The organism is Pseudomonas sp. MNR3A (genome assembly GCF_009650575.1).
Classification (GTDB): Bacteria; Pseudomonadota; Gammaproteobacteria; order Pseudomonadales; family Pseudomonadaceae; genus Aquipseudomonas; species Aquipseudomonas machongensis.
Genome location: NZ_VZZS01000014.1, coordinates 25,071 through 42,407 on the forward strand (window position 1 = coordinate 25,071; position 17,337 = coordinate 42,407).

The 17,337-nt window shown below is 64.8% G+C and carries 16 protein-coding genes; 7 read left to right on the forward strand and 9 right to left on the reverse strand.

The window, feature by feature from the left end; genetic code table 11:
* Window positions 1–588, reverse strand: a complete 588-nt coding sequence (locus tag F6X62_RS10800) for a YecA family protein (protein ID WP_054893267.1) — start codon at window positions 586–588, stop codon at window positions 1–3.
* Between the two features lie 243 nt (window positions 589–831).
* Here F6X62_RS10800 and recQ point away from each other — a divergent pair, with 243 nt between their 5' ends.
* Together recQ and F6X62_RS10810 are read left to right on the forward strand one after the other, a co-directional pair.
* Window positions 832–2,979: a DNA helicase RecQ gene (recQ, locus tag F6X62_RS10805; protein WP_151924192.1), complete on the forward strand. Its 2,148-nt coding sequence runs from the start codon at window positions 832–834 to the stop codon at window positions 2,977–2,979.
* 180 nt (window positions 2,980–3,159) lie between these two features.
* The gene (locus tag F6X62_RS10810) at window positions 3,160–3,597 is read left to right on the forward strand and encodes a MarR family transcriptional regulator (protein WP_054893265.1); all 438 of its coding nucleotides are present in this window, start codon (window positions 3,160–3,162) and stop codon (window positions 3,595–3,597) included.
* 81 nt (window positions 3,598–3,678) lie between these two features.
* On the opposite strand, the gene F6X62_RS10815 is transcribed toward F6X62_RS10810, so the two are convergent.
* The gene (locus F6X62_RS10815; protein WP_063543784.1) at window positions 3,679–5,865 is read right to left on the reverse strand and encodes a patatin-like phospholipase family protein; all 2,187 of its coding nucleotides are present in this window, start codon (window positions 5,863–5,865) and stop codon (window positions 3,679–3,681) included.
* Window positions 5,866–5,933: 68 nt separating this feature from the next.
* On the opposite strand from F6X62_RS10815, the gene F6X62_RS10820 reads away from it, so the two are divergent.
* The gene (locus tag F6X62_RS10820; protein ID WP_054893263.1) at window positions 5,934–6,215 is read left to right on the forward strand and encodes a SelT/SelW/SelH family protein; all 282 of its coding nucleotides are present in this window, start codon (window positions 5,934–5,936) and stop codon (window positions 6,213–6,215) included.
* On the opposite strand, the gene F6X62_RS10825 is transcribed toward F6X62_RS10820, so the two are convergent.
* Both F6X62_RS10825 and F6X62_RS10830 read right to left on the reverse strand, forming a co-directional pair.
* Complete coding sequence (locus F6X62_RS10825; RefSeq protein WP_153773486.1) at window positions 6,216–7,106, reverse strand: DMT family transporter; 891 nt, start codon at window positions 7,104–7,106, stop codon at window positions 6,216–6,218.
* 114 nt (window positions 7,107–7,220) lie between these two features.
* A complete protein-coding gene (locus F6X62_RS10830; RefSeq protein ID WP_153773487.1) occupies window positions 7,221–7,982 on the reverse strand; it encodes an AraC family transcriptional regulator in 762 nt (253 codons plus the stop codon).
* Window positions 7,983–8,155: 173 nt separating this feature from the next.
* Here F6X62_RS10830 and F6X62_RS10835 point away from each other — a divergent pair, with 173 nt between their 5' ends.
* Complete coding sequence (locus F6X62_RS10835; RefSeq protein ID WP_125930451.1) at window positions 8,156–8,968, forward strand: UDP-2,3-diacylglucosamine diphosphatase; 813 nt, start codon at window positions 8,156–8,158, stop codon at window positions 8,966–8,968.
* Between the two features lie 21 nt (window positions 8,969–8,989).
* Here the strand turns inward: F6X62_RS10835 and F6X62_RS10840 are convergent, their stop codons facing one another.
* Window positions 8,990–9,301, reverse strand: a complete 312-nt coding sequence (locus F6X62_RS10840) for a DUF962 domain-containing protein (protein ID WP_054893259.1) — start codon at window positions 9,299–9,301, stop codon at window positions 8,990–8,992.
* Between the two features lie 154 nt (window positions 9,302–9,455).
* On the opposite strand from F6X62_RS10840, the gene F6X62_RS10845 reads away from it, so the two are divergent.
* On the forward strand, window positions 9,456–10,511 hold the full coding sequence (locus F6X62_RS10845; protein WP_054893258.1) for an AraC family transcriptional regulator: 1,056 nt from the start codon (window positions 9,456–9,458) through the stop codon (window positions 10,509–10,511).
* On the opposite strand, the gene F6X62_RS10850 is transcribed toward F6X62_RS10845, so the two are convergent.
* Window positions 10,468–11,922: a TrkH family potassium uptake protein gene (locus F6X62_RS10850; protein WP_063543794.1), complete on the reverse strand. Its 1,455-nt coding sequence runs from the start codon at window positions 11,920–11,922 to the stop codon at window positions 10,468–10,470. The two genes, F6X62_RS10845 and F6X62_RS10850, sit on opposite strands and share 44 nt — an antisense overlap.
* A 178-nt stretch (window positions 11,923–12,100) precedes the next feature.
* On the opposite strand from F6X62_RS10850, the gene F6X62_RS10855 reads away from it, so the two are divergent.
* Window positions 12,101–12,658, forward strand: coding sequence for an NAD(P)H nitroreductase (locus F6X62_RS10855; protein ID WP_054893256.1), 558 nt, complete (start codon window positions 12,101–12,103; stop codon window positions 12,656–12,658).
* 60 nt (window positions 12,659–12,718) lie between these two features.
* Here F6X62_RS10855 and F6X62_RS10860 read toward each other — a convergent pair whose 3' ends face one another.
* The gene (locus F6X62_RS10860) at window positions 12,719–14,050 is read right to left on the reverse strand and encodes a sensor histidine kinase KdpD (RefSeq protein WP_063543796.1); all 1,332 of its coding nucleotides are present in this window, start codon (window positions 14,048–14,050) and stop codon (window positions 12,719–12,721) included.
* Between the two features lie 69 nt (window positions 14,051–14,119).
* Window positions 14,120–14,536, reverse strand: coding sequence for a Spy/CpxP family protein refolding chaperone (locus F6X62_RS10865; protein WP_153773488.1), 417 nt, complete (start codon window positions 14,534–14,536; stop codon window positions 14,120–14,122).
* Window positions 14,537–14,639: 103 nt separating this feature from the next.
* Here F6X62_RS10865 and F6X62_RS10870 point away from each other — a divergent pair, with 103 nt between their 5' ends.
* Window positions 14,640–15,893 carry a DNA glycosylase AlkZ-like family protein gene (locus F6X62_RS10870; RefSeq protein ID WP_153773489.1) on the forward strand — a complete coding sequence of 418 codons (1,254 nt, stop codon included), beginning with the start codon at window positions 14,640–14,642 and terminating at the stop codon, window positions 15,891–15,893.
* On the opposite strand, the gene F6X62_RS10875 is transcribed toward F6X62_RS10870, so the two are convergent.
* Window positions 15,874–17,220, reverse strand: coding sequence for a class II 3-deoxy-7-phosphoheptulonate synthase (locus F6X62_RS10875; RefSeq protein WP_054893253.1), 1,347 nt, complete (start codon window positions 17,218–17,220; stop codon window positions 15,874–15,876). The genes F6X62_RS10870 and F6X62_RS10875 overlap by 20 nt on opposite strands.
* Between the last annotated feature and the right edge of the window lie 117 nt (window positions 17,221–17,337).

Here is a 17,337-nt window from a genome sequence, read left to right on the forward strand (position 1 = left end):
TCAGTGGTGGCGCGGCTTGAGCAGGGCTGGTTTTTCGTCCGGCGCGTGCAGCAGCAGGAACAGCGCGCTGAGTGCCTCGGGAATCTGCACGACCATGTCGTCCTGCAGGTTGGCGTTGCTGGCGATGTCGGCAAACTCAGGTTGCTCGTCGAACAGGCCTGAGCCAACCATGATCGGCAGCAGCATTTCGCTGACTTCCTCTTCGGCGTTCTCGAACCAGGCCTCTTCACGCAGGAACACGCCTTCCATGAAGCCGATGCACCAGCCGCGCAGGTCGGAATCGTCCGGCTCGTCGGTCAGGTCCAGCTCGCAAGGCAGGTCGAACTCTTCGTCGCTGGCCAGCTGGCGAGCGATGTGGCCCTTGAGGGCCACCAGCGTCGCTTCGATCTCGGTGCGCTGGGCTTCGCTGGCGTAGTGAGGTTCTTCGGCGAAAAGCGCGTCGATCCATTCGCGCTCGGGGACGTCCTCGGCACAGATCGACAACGCGGTCAGGTAGCCGTGTGCGGCGACGTAGTCCAGTGCTTCCTCGTGCAGCTCGTCGGCGTCGAGGAAGGCTTGCAGGCGGGTCAGTTGCTCGGCGAAGGACATTACAGGGCTACCTTGGGGAATAAACGATAGTGAATTCTAGCACCTTGCAGCCTCGGCGGGGCAAAGGGAACGTCTGTCACCGTAGCCTGCCGCAGAGCAGGGCAGTCGGGTATACTCCGCGGTTTTTCAAGCCAGCTGGCGTTTCTGCGCAGCCCGGCAAAAACCGCTTACGCATTCGGTGTGCGCGCGGCGGATTTATCGTCCAGCCTGTGTCCAGGATGGTACGGCGATTTGGAGTGGCAAATGCTCGAACAGGCTCAGCGCGTCCTCAAGGATATCTTCGGCTACGACAGCTTCCGAGGTCGCCAGGCGGCGATCATCGAATGCGTGGCCAACGGGGGCGATGCACTGGTCCTGATGCCCACCGGTGGTGGCAAGTCGCTGTGTTTCCAGGTGCCAGGCCTGCTGCGGCCGGGCCTGACCGTGGTGGTTTCGCCGCTGATCGCATTGATGGACGACCAGGTCGCCACCCTCGACGAGCTGGGGGTGGCCGCGGCCGCGCTGAACTCGACGCTCAGCCCCGAGCAGCAGCGCGACCTGGCTGGGCGCCTGCGCCGCGGTGAGGTGAAGATGCTGTACCTGGCGCCTGAACGCCTGGTGCAGCCACGCATGCTGGAGTTCCTGCGCGACCTGGATATCGCGCTGTTCGCCATCGACGAAGCGCATTGCGTGTCGCAATGGGGGCATGATTTCCGCCCCGAGTACCTGCAACTGGGCCAGCTTGCCGAACTGTTCCCGCATGTGCCGCGTATTGCCCTGACCGCCACCGCCGACATGCGCACCCGTGAGGAAATCGTCCAGCGCCTGCATCTGCAGGGCGCGGAGCGTTTCCTGTCGAGCTTCGACCGGCCCAACATCTTCTATCGCATCGTGCCCAAGGAGTCGCCGCGCAAGCAACTGATGGCGTTTCTCGGCGAGCGGCGCGGCAACGCCGGCATCGTCTACTGCCTGTCGCGCAAGAAGGTCGATGAAACCGCCGCCTTCCTCTGCGAGCAGGGATTCCCGGCGCTGCCCTATCATGCCGGCCTGGCTGCAGAGACCCGCTCGGCCAACCAGCACCGCTTCCTCAACGAGGAAGGGCTGATCATGGTCGCCACCATCGCGTTCGGCATGGGCATCGACAAGCCCAACGTGCGTTTCGTCGCTCACCTGGACCTGCCCAAGTCGCTTGAGGCCTACTACCAGGAAACCGGTCGGGCCGGGCGTGATGGCCTGCCTTCCGATGCCTGGATGGCCTATGGCCTGCAGGACATGGTGATGCTCAAGCAGATGCTGCAGAACTCCGAAGGCGACGAACGTCACAAGCGTATCGAACAACATAAACTCGACGCGATGCTGGCGCTGTGCGAAGAGACGCGCTGCCGGCGCCAGTCGCTGCTGGCCTACTTCGATGAGGTGCTCGAGCAGCCCTGCGGCCATTGCGACAACTGCGTCGATAATGTGCAGACCTGGGATGCCACCGAGCCCGCGCGTCAGGCACTGTCGGCCGTGTTTCGTACTGGCCAGCGCTATGGGGTCGGCCATCTGGTCGATGTCCTGCTGGGCAAGGATACCGAGAAGGTACGCAATTTCGGTCACGAGAAACTGTCGGTGTTCGGGGTCGGCAAGGCGTTGGGCGAGCACGAATGGCGGTCGCTGTTCCGTCAGCTGGTTGCCCGCGGCCTGGTGGACATCGACCTCGAGGGTTATGGCGGCCTGCGTCTGTCCGACACCTGCCGGCCACTGCTGCGAGGCGAGGTGAACCTGCAATTGCGCCGCGATCTCAAGCCGCAGACCGTGGCCAAGTCTTCGGGCAGTGGCGGCGGCAGTCCAGCCAGTCAGTTGGTGCGTGCCGAAGAGCGCGAGCTGTGGGAAGCGCTGCGCACACTGCGCCGCAAGCTGGCGGAGGAGCACAGCGTGCCGCCCTATGTCATCTTCCCCGATTCGACGTTGCTCGAGATGCTGCGCAGCCAGCCCACCAGTCTCAGCGACATGGCCCAGGTCAGCGGCGTGGGCGCGCGCAAGCTGGAGCGCTATGGCCAGGCGTTCCTGGAAGTACTCAACGGCGCCGGCGGCACCGAGGAGGCGCCGAAGGTGGTGCTCGACCTGCGGCACGAACTGGTCAGCCTGGCCCGCGCTGGGATGACTCCGGCGCAGATCGCCGGGCAATTGAACTGCAGCGAGAAGAACGTCTACAGCCTGTTGGCCGAGGCCATCGGGCGCCAGGAGCTGAGCCTGGAGCAGGCGCTAGACTTGCCAGAAGAATTGATGATGGAGGTGCAGGACGCATTCCTCGACGGGGAGGGTGAACTGCCGCCGGTTTCGGCCATCGCTCCGCAGTTTGGCCAACGCGTGCCGGAAGGGGTGCTGTATTGCGTGCGGGCGGCGCTGGCGGCGGAGTTCGAGCTTTGAGGCAGCAGTGCCTGTTGCCGCAAGCGTAGGGTGGCGCTGACAACGCCGGGTATCCCGGCCATTCCTGACCTTTGTCATTCTTTTTGTCGATTATCGGACCTTTCCCACTCGTCGAGCCTTGCCTGATACCCCGGGGCATGATTAGCTGACTAATAATTAGTTCTATCGATCGAGTTGCTTATGCCCCTGACCGACAACCAACACCGCTTCGGCATGCAGCTGGCCCAGATGTCCCGGGGCTGGCGCGCCGAACTGGACCGCCGCCTGGCTGGGCTGAACCTGTCCCAGGCCCGCTGGCTGGTGCTGCTGCACTTGGCCCGTTTCGACGAATCGCCGACCCAGCGCGAGCTGGCGCAGAGTGTCGGCGTCGAAGGCCCGACCCTGGCGCGTCTGCTCGACAGCCTGGAAAGTCAGGGGCTGGTACGGCGCCAAGCGGTCATGGAAGATCGGCGGGCGAAGAAGATCCTGTTGTGCCCGCCTGCAAAACCGCTCATCGATCAGATCGAAACCATTGCCAATGCCCTTCGCGCCGAACTCTTCACGGGCGTTGATGAGGCGGATCTGGAGGTGTGCATGCGTGTGCACGCGAAGATTCTTGGCAATCTCGAGAAGTCCTGACCACAGCACTACGCTTAGCGGTACAAGAAAACGGATAGTGGCTCACGCCCTATCCGTTTTTTTGTCGCGCCTTCGTACGCGCTAGAAGGTGTGTCCCAGATTCAGGTACACCGCCTTCTGGTGCTCGGTGTTGGCGCCATAACTGATGTTCAGCGGCCCAAGTGGCGTGTCCAGCCCAAGGAAGATGCTCGCGGCGTTGATATAGCCACTGTCGAACTCGTTGTCGTTGTTCCAGGCGCGGCCACGCTCCAGCGACCCGCCCAGGTACAGCGGGAAGTCCAGCGGCAGGTAGGCGCGCGGTGTCAGGCGACGGTAGTAGACCACGCGCATCAGGCTGATGTTCTGCCCCGACACCGAGTCCTGGCGAAAGCCCGATAGCTGCCGAGCGCCGCCAAGCACGAAGCTGGAGGTCACCACCTCGGTATCGTCCAGGGTGCGGCCATAGCGGCCGCCGAATACCCAGGTGTTCGGCCCGTAGCTCAACGCCTTGTCGATGTTGAACTGCCACTGTCGGTAGTCGCTGTCCGAGTCCAGCGAGCGGTCGTACTTGCGCAAGGTCAGGCCGATGTCTTCGCCGCTGTGGGGGAAGTACACGTTGTCGAGGGTGTCGAAGGAGTATTTCAGTTCGTAGAAGCCTTCATTGAAGCTGACCTTTGGCAGGTCCTGGTCGCCGATGCGCACTTCCGCCTCACCCCAGGCCTTGCCTACGCCCAGGCGTACTTCCCCGTAGGTGCCGATCTGTCGACCCAGGTTCAGACCAAAGCCGTAGCGTTCCAGGCGGTACTCGGCCACCGGGTCGTTGTCCAGAGTCGCTTCGATGTTCTGCGAGCCGAGCGACAGGTACGGGGCGACGAAGTAGCGCGAGCCGACGTCCAGCGGCTGGTAGAACTCGCTGTAGAGCTCCTGCTGATCGCCGATCTGTGCCCGGGTCAGCCATTCGGCGCCCAGGCGATTGATGCCGTTCATTCGATAGCTGGCACCCAGATTGAAGGCACTGTCGCCGCGCATGTCATCGGACAGGTTCAGGCCCAGGCGCAGGTAGTCGGTACCGCCGCGTTTACCCCGGGCGTTGATCACCAGCGTGTTCTCCTCGCCCTTGTGCACCACGCGGTACTGCACCCGGTCGAAGTAGTCCAGGCCGTAGAGGGTACCCATATCGGTTTGCAGGCGCTCCAGCTCCAGCGGCTCGCCCAGGGGTTGGCGGATGTAGTAGCGGATCACGTCATCGCTGACCTTTGAATCGTTCTCCACCTTGATCGCCGTGATGATGGGCGTGCGCTGTTGCGCAGAGCGTGCCACGGCCAACTGGCTGTCGCCGCCAGCCTGGCGCAGCACCGCCAGGCGTGCGTCGAGGGCGCGGGTGGCGCGGTAGCCGGCGTCGATCATGTCCTGGGCACGGCCGAAGTCGGTCACGCCAAAGGCTGCCAGTGCTGGCTGTACCAGGATGTCGTCGCGGTGCAGGCTGGCCAGTTGTTCTTCGGAGTTGCGCCGGGTCATCAGGGTGATCGACTGGTTGAGCACGTCCACGACCGTGGCCAGTTGCTTGCGGCTGCGCAGCGGGGTACCGATATCGACGACGATGGCCATGTCCACGCCCATTTCGCGCACCACATCCAGCGGGATGTTGTCGACCATGCCACCGTCCACCAGCAGGCGCCCGTCGAGCTCGACCGGGGCGAACACTGCCGGAATCGACATGCTGGCGCGCACCACCTGAGGCAGGTGACCACGGCGGAACACCACCTTCTCACCGCTGGCGATGTCGGTGGCAACGGCGCGGAACGGGATCGGCAGTTTGTCGAAGTCACGGATGTCAGCGGTGTGGGCCAGCTTGCTTTCCAGCAGCAATGACAGGTTCTGGCCCTGTATCACCCCCAGCGGCAAGCCAAGGCTGCCGTCATCGCGAAAGCTCAGCTTCTGCTTGACCAGGAAATCGCGGTCGTCCTGCTTGCGGCGAAACGGCACATCCTTGCGCGGCGGAGCGTCGGAAAGTGCCTGCTGCCAGTCGAGGGTACGGGCCAGGTGTTCGAGCTCCTCGATGCTGTAGCCGGAGGCATACAGGCCGCCAACCACCGCACCCATGCTGGTCCCGGCGATGGCGTCGATGTGCACGCCCTGTTCTTCCAGGGCCTTGAGCACGCCGATATGCGCAAGGCCGCGGGCAGCACCCCCCGACAGCACCAGGCCGACCTTGGGCCGAGGCGGCTCCACGGCCAGGGCGGTGAACGAGGTGAGCGCCAGCAACAGGCATAACAGCAGATGATGCATCGTGAGTCTCAACGCGATGGGCAAAGACCGCTAGTATAAGCGGCTCACTCACCAGGAACTGTCTCCACATGGCCGATACCAAGCCAGAAGTTGTCATCACGTATTGCACGCAGTGCCAATGGCTGCTGCGTGCTGCCTGGCTGGCTCAGGAGCTGCTCAGCACCTTTGCCGACGATCTTGCGCGAGTCGCCCTGGAGCCGGGCACCGGTGGGGTGTTTCGCATCACCTGCGACGGCGCGCAGATCTGGGAGCGCAAGCTCGATGGTGGCTTCCCCGAGGCCAAGGTGCTCAAGCAGCGGGTGCGTGACCAGATCGACCCGCAGCGAGACCTGGGCCACAACGACCGTTGATCATGCGCCTTCGGCCAGGCGTTCCCTCCTTGCCGGTGGCTCGGCAGACAGGCGGCTGGACAGCACGATGGCGAAGATGATCAACGCCCCGCCAGCGAGCATGCGCAGGGTGGGCGTCTCGGCGAACACCATCCAGGCCACGGCGATACCGTAGACCGGCTCCATGCCGAAGACCACCGAGGCGGTGCGGGCCTTGATCACTGCCAGGCTGGCGACGAACAGGCTGTGCGCCACCCCGGTGCAGAAGATGCCGAGCAGGGCGATCCATAGCCAGTCCATGGGCTTCACCGCGCCGAGCCCCGGCAAGGCGAAGGGCAGGAGGCACACACCGACCACCAGGTTCTGGCACAGCGCAGCCTGTACCGCAGGCACGCGGCCGGAGCCGGCTCGATTGGTCAGCGACAGCAGCGAGAACAGCAGGCCCGAAAGCAAGGCCCAGAGCAGGCCGCCCGTAGCCTCGCTGGCCAGGTTGAACGCCGGGGTGACCAGCACCAGGCCGATGCTTACCAGCAGTACCAGCAGGGCTTCGTTGCGACGGATGCGCTCGCGGAACAGCACGCCTTCGAGGATCACGGTGAACGCTGGAAAGCTGGCAAAGCCGAGGGTGGCGATGGCAACGCCGCCGACCCGCACGGCGATGAAGAAGCTCACCCAGTGCCCGGCCAGCAATATGCCGCCAAGCAGCAGGCGCCCCAGGTCCTGAGCCCTGAGTCGCTGCCAGCCCTTGCGGGCGAGGCCGGCGAACAGGGCCAGGGCCAGCACCGCGAAGAGTGCGCGGCCAAAGACGATGACCGAGGGCGTGGCACTGGCGGCCAGTTTGCCGAAGACGCCGGTGAGGCCGAAGAACAGCGCGCCGATGTGCAGGGCGCCGAGGGCAGTACGGTGGTTCATGGTGAGTCCTTGCTCGAGATCTTTGCTCGCACTTGCGCGGGTAGACCGTACCCACAGGCTGGCACAGGCACAGTGTAGAGCCCGGGGAAAACAGATTCTGTCGCCATCCTGGCGTCAGTTGTCGCCAGACTCTCGTCGCAGCGCCAGCGGCGTAAGGCCGAACGCCCGCAATATCGCCGCCGAAAATGCACTCTGCGAGCTGTAACCCACCTGTGCGGCGATTTCGCCCATCGGCAGCGAGGTAAGGACGATCAGTTGCCGCGCCTTGAGCAAACGCCGCTGGCGGATGTAGTCCATCGGTGTCATGCCGCATTCCTCGACGAAGCGTGCGTGCAGGCGAGCACCTGACAAACCGGCCAGCCTTGCCAGGTCGGCGACTTGCAGAGGGTGTGCGGCATGACGCTCGATATGTGCATCGAAGGCTGCGTAGGGCAGGCGTTTGCTGGGCGTGGTGGGGGCGGCGGCGGTGTTCAGGCTGGCCAGCAGCAGGAGTGCACCTTGGCGGCTGATCAGCGGATCGTCCACCGCGCTCGCTGCGAGCCAGTCCACCAGTTGCTGCTGGCGGCCGTCGAGCAGCAGCGTCGCTGGGCGTTCGAGCAGGCGGTGGCTGGCCTCGGCGTGGCCGCCCATCTGTTCGCGCAGCCAGTGTTCGCCTGGAATATCCAGCACCAGGCAGTGGCTACCCGCGTCGCTGGCGCAGGTGTGGTGAAAACCGGCGGGGACCACGATGAGCCCCTGGCGGTCGATACGCGTGCCTCGACCCTGTACCTCGAAATCGAGGTGCCCACGCAGGCCGAACACCAGTTGCGGGTGTTCGTGACTATGGGCGAGCAACTCGTCGCGGTAATGGCGCAGGGACAGGATCGGACCGACCATGGGAGCATCCTTGGGGCAGGGGAGCAGTGTATCGCAGTGCCGCGCAGGGGGAGCGGTTTTAGCCGCGAAAGGTAAACAATGCGCAATCCGCGCCCGACCACTCGTCACACGACTGCCACCGATCTGTCATGCGCACCTGCCAGTCTCCTGCAAACAGCGCCGGAGGCCGCCCCATGACACATGCCGAACTTGTCCGTCCGTCACGCAAGCAGCGGGTGCGCACCCTGTGGATCTCCGATGTGCACCTGGGCACCCGGGATTGCCAGGCCGAGCACTTGTCGCAGTTTCTCAAGGGCTATCAGGCCGACCGCGTCTACCTGGTCGGCGACATCATCGACGGCTGGAAGCTGCGTAGCGGTATCTATTGGCCGCAAGCCCATACCAATGTGATTCGTCGCCTGTTGACCATGAGCAAGCGCGGTACCGAGGTGATCTACGTCACCGGCAACCACGACGAGTTCCTGCGCCGTTATTCGAAGCTGATCCTGGGCAATATCCAACTGGTCGACGAGGCCGAGCACCTTACCGCCGATGGTCGGCGCCTGCTGGTGGTGCACGGTGACCAGTTCGATGTGATCACCCGCTATCACCGCTGGTTGGCATTTCTGGGCGACCGCGCCTATGAATTCACCCTGGTGCTCAATCGTTGGCTCAACCATTGGCGTGCCCGCTACGGGTATGGCTACTGGTCGTTGTCGGCGTACCTCAAGCACAAGGTCAAGGGTGCGGTGAATTTCATCAGCGACTTCGAGGATGCGATTGCCCATGAGTGCACACGCCGGGGGTTCCAGGGCGTGGTGTGTGGGCATATTCACCACGCCGAGATCCGCAAGGTGGGCGAGGTCGAGTACCTCAACTGCGGTGACTGGGTCGAATCGTGCACGGCATTGATCGAGCACTGGGATGGCCACATCGAGCTGTACCGTCTGGCCGATGCCCAGGCGCGGGAGACCGAGCGCGTCGCGGCATTGCGCGAGCCGGCTTAGCGCGGCGCGGCCGCAGGCCTCTCAAAGACTGATCTTGCCTCGCAGGATATCGCGGAACATCGCGAAATCACCAATCAGGCTATACAGCGGATACGTGAAGGTGGCCGGTCGGTTCTTCTCGAAAAAGAAGTGCCCGACCCAGGCGAAGCCGTACCCGGCGAACGGTATGGCCAGCAATAGCAGCCAGTTGCCGCTGCCAATGGTGTAGGCCAGCAGGGCGATGACCAGGCTGGTGCCGACGAAGTGCAGGCGTCGGCAGGTAGGGTTGGCGTGTTCGCCGAGGTAGTAGGGGTAGAATTCGGCAAAACTGCGAAACTGCGCTGTGCTGTTCATGGGCTGTGTTCCCGCAGGTGCGTTTTTGTTCAGGATACACGGCGTGGAGCCTGTTTCGAGTCTAGAGTCACTGGGAGTGGCTACCAGTGACAATTGGCGCCAATTGAATATCCTTTCGATTCACCGCTGGAGCGGTCAGCACAAGAAGCCTGTCATGAGTGAAAGAACCACGTCAGCCAGCTGGGCATCAGGGATCGTCAAGGCGCTCGAGCTGGAAGGGCTCGACTGTCGTGCCATGTTCAAGCAACTCGGGTTGGACTTCGCCGCCCTCGATGATCCGGATGCGCGCTTCCCTCAGGACGCCATGACCCGCCTCTGGCAGTTGGCGGTGGAGCTGTCGGGAAACGAGGCCATCGGCCTGAACATGGCGCGAGTGGTGCGGCCGGCGTCCTTCCACGTGGTCGGCTATGCGCTGATGTCCAGCCGTACGTTGGCCGAAGGTTTCGAGCGACTGGTGCGTTATCAGCGGATCATCGCCGAAAGCTCCGACCTGAGTTTTCGTCTCGGGCCTGAGGGCTATTCGCTGATTCTTACCGTTCACGGTGATCACCTGCCGCCGACCCGGCACAGCTCGGAAGCCTCGTTGGCCTGCGCGCTGTCGCTGTGCAGTTGGCTCAGTGGTCGCCCGGTACAGCCGCGCCGGGTGCTGATCCAGGGGCCGCAACCCAGGAATGTCGAGCCTTATCGGGTCGCGTTCCGCGCGCCACTGGTGTTTGGGGCTCCCCACGATGCGCTGGTGCTCGAGCGAGCCGACATGGAAGCGCCGCTGCCCACCGCCAACGAAGCGATGGCAATTCTCCATGACCGTTTTGCGGGCGAATACCTGGCGCGCTTCTCGGAAAGTCGCGTCACCCATCGGGTGCGCCAGACCCTGTGCCGTATCCTGCCCCAGGGCGAACCCAAGCGCGAAACCGTGGCCCAGGCCTTGCACCTGTCCCAGCGCACGCTGCAGCGGCGCTTGCAGGAGGAAGGCACCAGTTTCCAGACCCTGCTGGACGACACCCGGCGCGAGCTGGCCGAGCAATACCTGGCGCAGCCAGGCATGACCTTGCTGGAAACCGCTTATCTGCTGGGTTTTGCCGATCCGAGCAATTTCTACCGGGCCTTCCGCCGCTGGTTCGACGTCACGCCCAGCGAGTACCGCGCGCGCCTGGAGGCGTCAGTGGTCAGTGACGCCAGAACGCAGGCATGCACAACACCAGCACCGTGATGATCTCCAGGCGGCCGAGCAGCATGCCGCCGGCGAGAATCCACTTGGCTGCATCCGGCAGGCTGGCGAAGTTGCCGGCCGGGCCGATCACCTCGCCCAGGCCCGGCCCCACGCCGGAAACGGTACTGGCCGCGCCGGTCAGGGCGGTCATCCAGTCCACGCCCAGCAGCGACAGCAACAGGGCGATGACGCAGATGGTCACGGCGAAGAAGAACGAGAAGGTCAGGATCGAGCGCACGATTTCTTCGTCGAGGCGGTGACCATTGTATTTCTGCTTGATCACTGCGCGCGGGTGGATCAGCTGGTTGAGGCTGGCCTTGAGCAGGATGTACGCGACCTGGAAGCGAAAAATCTTGATGCCACCGGCGGTCGAGCCGGAGCAGCCGCCGATGAAGCCCAGGTAGAAGAACAGCATCAGCGAGAAGTTGCCCCACAGGCTGTAGTCGCCCAGGGCGAAGCCGGTGGTGGTGACCACCGAGGTAACGTTCAGTGCCACGTGGCGGAAGGCGTCGAGCCAGTGCAGGTCGGTGGTGGCCCAATACCAGGTGCCGAGCACGACCCAGGTGGCGACCAGCAACCCGAGCAGCCCCTGTACCTGCTGGTCGCGGATCAGCGCCCGGCGGTTGCCGCGCAGGGTGGCTACGTAAAGGGTGAAGGGCACGCTGCCAAGGATCATCACCACCACCGCGACCCAGTGCACCGCAGGAATGTCCCACTTGGCCAGCGACAGGTCGGAGGTGGAGAAACCGCCGGTGGAAATCGCCGACATGGCGTGGTTGATCGCGTCGAAGGGGCTCATCCCCGCCCACCAGAACGCCAGGCTGCCGAGTACGGTGATGCCGACGTACACCGCGACGATGAACTTGGCGACCATATGCGAGCGCGGCATGACCTTTTCCGAACGGTCCGAGGACTCGGTCTGGAACAGGCGCATGCCACCGATGCGCAGCAACGGCAGGATCGCCACCGCCATGCCGATGAAGCCGATACCGCCGAGCCAGTGCAGCATCGAGCGCCACATGAGGATGCCCGGCGACATGTTGTCCAGGCCGCTGAGCACCGTCGAGCCGGTGGCGGTGATGCCGGACATGCTTTCGAAGAAGGCGTCGGTGTAGCTGATGTGCTGGGTCAGCAGGAAGGGCAGGGCGGCGAATACGCAGACCACCAGCCAGCTGCTGACGGTGAGCAGGTACATGTCGCGGGGGCGCAGGTGCACGTGTTCCGGGCGGCCCGGCAGGACCATCGCCAGACCTGCGATGAAGGTGATCAGGCTCGACCAGAGGAACGACGGCAGGTCGCCGGTGCGCTCGAAGATCAGCAGGGTCGCCATGGGCACGACCATGCTCACCGCCAGGGTGATCAGGAAGATGCCGATGATGAAACCAATGATCCTTAAGGTCGGCAACGCCATGTGATCTGCTCTGACTCGAAACGGAAAGGGCGCCATTCTACCTGTGGGTCGCGGGATGTAAACGTGTGCCCGGCGGTGGGGGTGCGGACTTTTGATCGCGATCGCCGGCAAGTCGACTCCACATGTACGCGAGGTCCTTTAGAATGGCGGCACATTTCTTCTGCCAGGAGGGTAGCCGATGGAGGCTCTCGACGCATTGCTCAACCGTGTTTCCGTGCCACGCCTGACCGAACCTGCGCCCAATGCCGCGCAACGCGAGGGGTTGTTCCAGGCGGCGCTGCGTGCGCCGGACCACGGCCAGCTGCGCCCATGGCGTTTTCTGACCATCGAAGGGCAGGGGCGCGAAAAGCTCGGCGAGCTGTTCGCCGAAGCCGTGCAGGCCAAAGGCGATGCCAGCCAGGCGGCACTGGACAAGGCCCGGGCCATGCCGCTGCGCGCGCCCTTGCTGATCGTGGTCATTGCCCGTCTACAGGATCACTTCAAGGTGCCGAAGTCGGAGCAGCGCCTGGCGGCAGGCTGCGCTGCCCACGGCATTCTGATTGCGGCACATGCCCAGGGGATCGGCGCGGTGTGGCGCACCGGCGACATGGCGTTCGATGCCCATGTGAACAAAGGGCTGGGCCTGGCCGAGAACGAAGAACTGATCGGTTACCTGTACCTGGGCACGCCGATCAATGAACCGCGTACCCCGCCAGTGCTGGAGACGGCCGAGTTCGTCAGCGCCTGGGGCGAGTGATCGGAGGGGGTGTTGGGCTGCTGCGCAGCCCAGTCGCGTGGCACATCGGCTCTTGCACGCTCAAGCCGTTGCCTGGGCCACCGGCAGCTCCAGCCGCGCGACAAAGCCCCCCTGCGGATGATTCTCCAGCACCAGCGTCCCGCCATGTCGCTCGGCCGCGCGCCGGGCGATCGCCAGGCCAAGCCCGTGGCCCGGCGCGTCCTGCCCCGGCGCGCGGAAGAACGGCTCACCCAGCTGCGCAAGGTGTTCTGGCGCCACACCGGGGCCGTGGTCGCGCACGCTCAGCAGCAGGTGTTCCTGCTCGCGGCTGGCGCGAATTTCGATGGGCTGCCCTGCCGGGCTGAAGCGCAGCGCATTGCGCACCAGGTTGTCTACCGCCCGCTCCAGCAAGGTTGGCCAGCCCTGCAGGGTCAGTCCTGGCTCGGCCTCCAGGCGTACTTCCTGTTCCGGCACGCTGAGCTGGGCATCCTTGCGCACGCTGCCGAGCAGTGCGTTGAGGTCGACGGGCTCGGCATGCGCCTGCTCGGCATCGACCCTGGCGAGCACCAGGATTTCGCTGATCAGGTCTTCCAGTCGGTCGCACTCGCGGGTCAGGCGCGGCCAGAGGGCCTGGCGCTGTTCGGGCTCGGCGCGTTCGGCCAGGGCCAGGGCGATGCGCAGGCGCGCCAGCGGCGAGCGCAGTTCGTGGGAGACGTCACGCAGCAATTGGCGCTGGCTGCCGATCAGGCTTTGCAGGCGGGCGCCCATCTTGTTGAAGTCGTTGGCCAGGACGCCGAACTCGTCGCGGCGTACCGCCAGTCGCGCCAGGCTGTTCTGCTGGTAGCTGGTCTGGCCCAGGTCATGCACCGCACCGCGCAGGCGGCTGAGAGGGCGGGTGATCGAGAGGGTCACCAGCAAGCTGAACAAGGTCAGCACCACCAGGGCGATTCCCAGGGCGCTGAGCGGCCAGATCAGGCTTTCACGGTGCCAGGCCATCAGCTCCGGGTGGGGAATGCGGTAGATCAGCAGGTAGGTTTCGCCCGTGGCAGGGCTGGTGTACTCCTCGGTGAGGCGGCGCCAGGGCAGGCGCCGCTCGTCGTTGTGCTGGCGTCGCTCGAAGTCTTCGGCGCGACGCGGGAAGGTTCCGGGTACCACGGCATCGCCGCTGTCGTCGAGCACCTGGACGTCGATCTTGTAGCGCTGCTTACGTCGTTCCAGAAAGCGCTGCGATGCCTCCAGGCCTTCCTGTTCATAGTGCTGTACCCAGCGGCTGGCCAGGGTGTTCAGGCCCGGGTGGCGGCTGAGAATCCAGGCGTCCTGGTTGAGCATGTGGCCAAGCAGGATCGACAGGCCCGCAACCAGGGCGATGGCCAGCCAGAAACTGGCCAGGATGCGCCAGAACAATGAACGCAAGACGAGTACCTCCCACACACGAGAAAGGCCCGGCACGCATTGACGCGAGCCGGGCACCGGTCGGACAGCTTACTGGGCCTTGGCGGCTTTTTCAGCTTTCCATGCCTGGAACTGCTGCCATTCAGCCTTGTCTGCCGCGCGTTTGCTCTGCAGTTCGTCGAACTGCTTCTGTTGCTCTGGCTTGAGCAGGGCACGGATCTGGCTCTGGGTCTTGTCGTGACCGGCCTTGATCTCGTCCTTCATGGCTTTCTGATCCGCCGCCGGCAGCTTGGCCAGGTAGCGTTCGGTGACGTCGCGGCGCTGTTTCATCTGCTCGCCCATCAACTTGCCGATCTGCTGGCGCTGGTCGCGGGTCAGGTCGAGCTGCGCGAAAGGCGCATCACCGCGGTGATGCGGGCCGTCACCGCGTGGGCCGCCGTCTGGCATGGCCATGGCTACGGTCGGCAGGGCTGCGGCGAACATCAGGGCGATAAGGGTCTTGCGCATGGTGTTTCTCCTTTCTGAAGCCGGTGGTTACCGGATGAGCCCAGTCTAGGGAGATCAAGGTCAAGGGCGGTCAGGGCAGGGTAAAGGCTGGGTAAAGACGGTCATGGCGCTACACTGTGACCCGACTTGCCGTGGAGCCCTTGCCGTGACCTTCAGCCTTTCCCTCAAGCAGGCCCGACGCCTGGCCCTGTCTGCGCAGGGCTTCGGTAAGCCCCAGGCCGCGACGCCGGCTGCTCTCAGGCGCATGCTGCAGCGCCTGGGCGTGGTGCAGATCGATTCGGTCAATGCGCTGGTGCGCTCGCACTACCTGCCGCTGTTCTCTCGCCTGGGCGACTACCCGACCGAGTCGCTCGACCAGTTGGCCTGGGGCCGTGGGCGTCGGCGCCAGTTGTTCGAGTATTGGGGGCATGAGGCGTCCTTGCTGCCGCTGTCGCTCTATCCGCTGATGCGTTGGCGCATGGCGCGGGCGCAACAGGGCGAGGGTATCTACCGGCAGTTGGCGCAGTTCGGCCGCGAGCGTCAGGATGTCATTGCCCGCGTGCTGGCTGCGGTGCGCGACCAGGGCGCCTTGGGCGCCGGGAGCCTGTCGACCCGGCAAGAGCGCGCCGGCCCATGGTGGGACTGGAGCGAGGAGAAGCATGCCCTGGAGTGGCTGTTCGCGGCCGGGCGGGTCACCGTCGCCGGGCGCCGCGGGTTCGAGCGCCTGTACGACCTGCCGGAGCGCGTGCTGCCAGCGGCGATCCTCGATCAGCCCGAGCTATCCGACAGCGAAGCCCAGCAGGGACTGTTGCTGCAAGCCGCCACGGCCTTGGGCGTGGCGACCGAGCAGGACCTGCGCGACTATTTCAGGCTCCCGCCTGCGCAGGCGCGGGCCGCCCTGGCGCAGCTGCTCGCCGAGGGTCGTCTGCAACACTGCACGGTGCAGGGCTGGAAGCAGCCGGCGTACTGTGCTGGCACGCCGCGCATTCCCCGGCGTGTGGAGGCCAGTGCCTTGCTTTCGCCGTTCGATTCGTTGGTCTGGGAGCGCGCCCGTACCGAGCGGCTGTTCGACTTTCGCTACCGTTTGGAGATCTACACCCCGGCGCACAAGCGGGTTTATGGCTACTACGTGTTGCCGTTCCTGCACGACGGCCGTATCGCCGCGCGCCTGGACCTGCGTGCGGAGCGAGCACGCAGTGAGCTGGCGGTGCATGCCGTGCATGAGGAGGTTCAGGGGCTGGATGAAGAGGGCTTCCAGGCCCTGGCCCGCAGCCTGGAACGGCTGGCGGGGTGGCTGGGCCTGGAGCGGGTGCGCCTGGATTGCGCGCGCGAGTCGGCAGGGCCGTTGCGTCAGGCCCTCAGCGACGCACCTGCTTGAGGGTTTCGGCGATCAGGAAGGCCAGTTCCAGTGATTGATCGGCGTTCATCCGGGGGTCGCAATGGGTGTGGTAGCGGTCCGACAGGCCATCTTCGGTGATCGGTCGGGCGCCGCCGATGCATTCGGTGACATTCTGCCCGGTCATCTCGATGTGGATACCCCCGGCGTGGCTACCTTCGGCCTGGTGCACCTGGAAGAACTGCCGCACTTCGTCGAGGATCTGCGCGAAATCGCGGGTCTTGTAGCCACTGCTGGCCTTGATGGTGTTGCCGTGCATCGGGTCGGAGCTCCACAGCACCTGGCGCCCCTCGCGCTCGACGGCGCGGATCAGCCCGGGCAGGTGATCGCCGACCTTGTTCGCCCCCATGCGCACGATCAGGTTAAGGCGGCCGGGGTCGTTGTCCGGGTTGAGCACGTCGATCAGGCGGATCAGATCCTCGGTGTTCATGCTTGGGCCGACCTTGACCCCGATCGGGTTGTGCACGCCCCGCAGGAACTCCACGTGGGCACCGTCGAGCTGGCGGGTGCGGTCGCCGATCCACAGCATGTGCGCCGAGCAGTCGTAGTAGTCCCCCGTCAGGCTGTCGCGGCGTACGAAGGCTTCCTCGTAGTTGAGCAGCAGCGCCTCGTGGGCGGTGAAGAAGCTGGTCTCGCGCAGTTGTGGCGCGCTGTCCAGGCCGCAGGCGCGCATGAAGGCCAGGGTCTCGTCGATGCGATCAGCAAGCTGATGGTATTTGTCGGCCAGCGCCGAGTTGGCGATGAAATCCAGGTTCCACTTGTGCACCTGGTGCAGGTCGGCGAAGCCGCCCTGGGCGAAGGCGCGCAGCAGGTTGAGGCTGGCGGTGGCCTGGTGGTAGGCCTGCAGCAGGCGCTCTGGGTCGGGGACGCGGCTGGCGGCGTCGAAGCCGATACCATTGACGATGTCGCCGCGGTAGGCGGGCAGGGTGACCTGGCCGATGGTTTCGTCGTTGGCCGAGCGCGGTTTGGCGAACTGCCCGGCCATGCGCCCGACCTTCACCACCGGGCAGCCCGCGGCGAAGGTCATGACGATGGCCATCTGCAGCAGCACCTTGAAGGTGTCGCGGATCTTCGCGGCGGAGAACTCGGCGAAACTCTCGGCGCAGTCGCCGCCTTGCAGCAGGAAGGCGCGGCCCTGGGTGACCTCGGCGAACTGGCGGCGCAACTCGCGGGCTTCGCCGGCGAACACCAGCGGCGGGTAGCTGGCCAGGGTCTGCTCGACCTTGAGCAGGTGAGCGGCGTCGGGGTAGGTCGGTTGTTGCTGGATCGGCAGGGCGCGCCAGCTGTCGGGGGTCCAGGGTCGGTTCATCACGGGCTCGATGTGGTCGGTTCAGGCGTACCTGCCATGGTAACAGTTGGCAGCGCGCTTGTTGCACCGCAGGCATTGGCGGACAATGCCGGTTTTTGTGTGTGCAGGTGGCAGGCG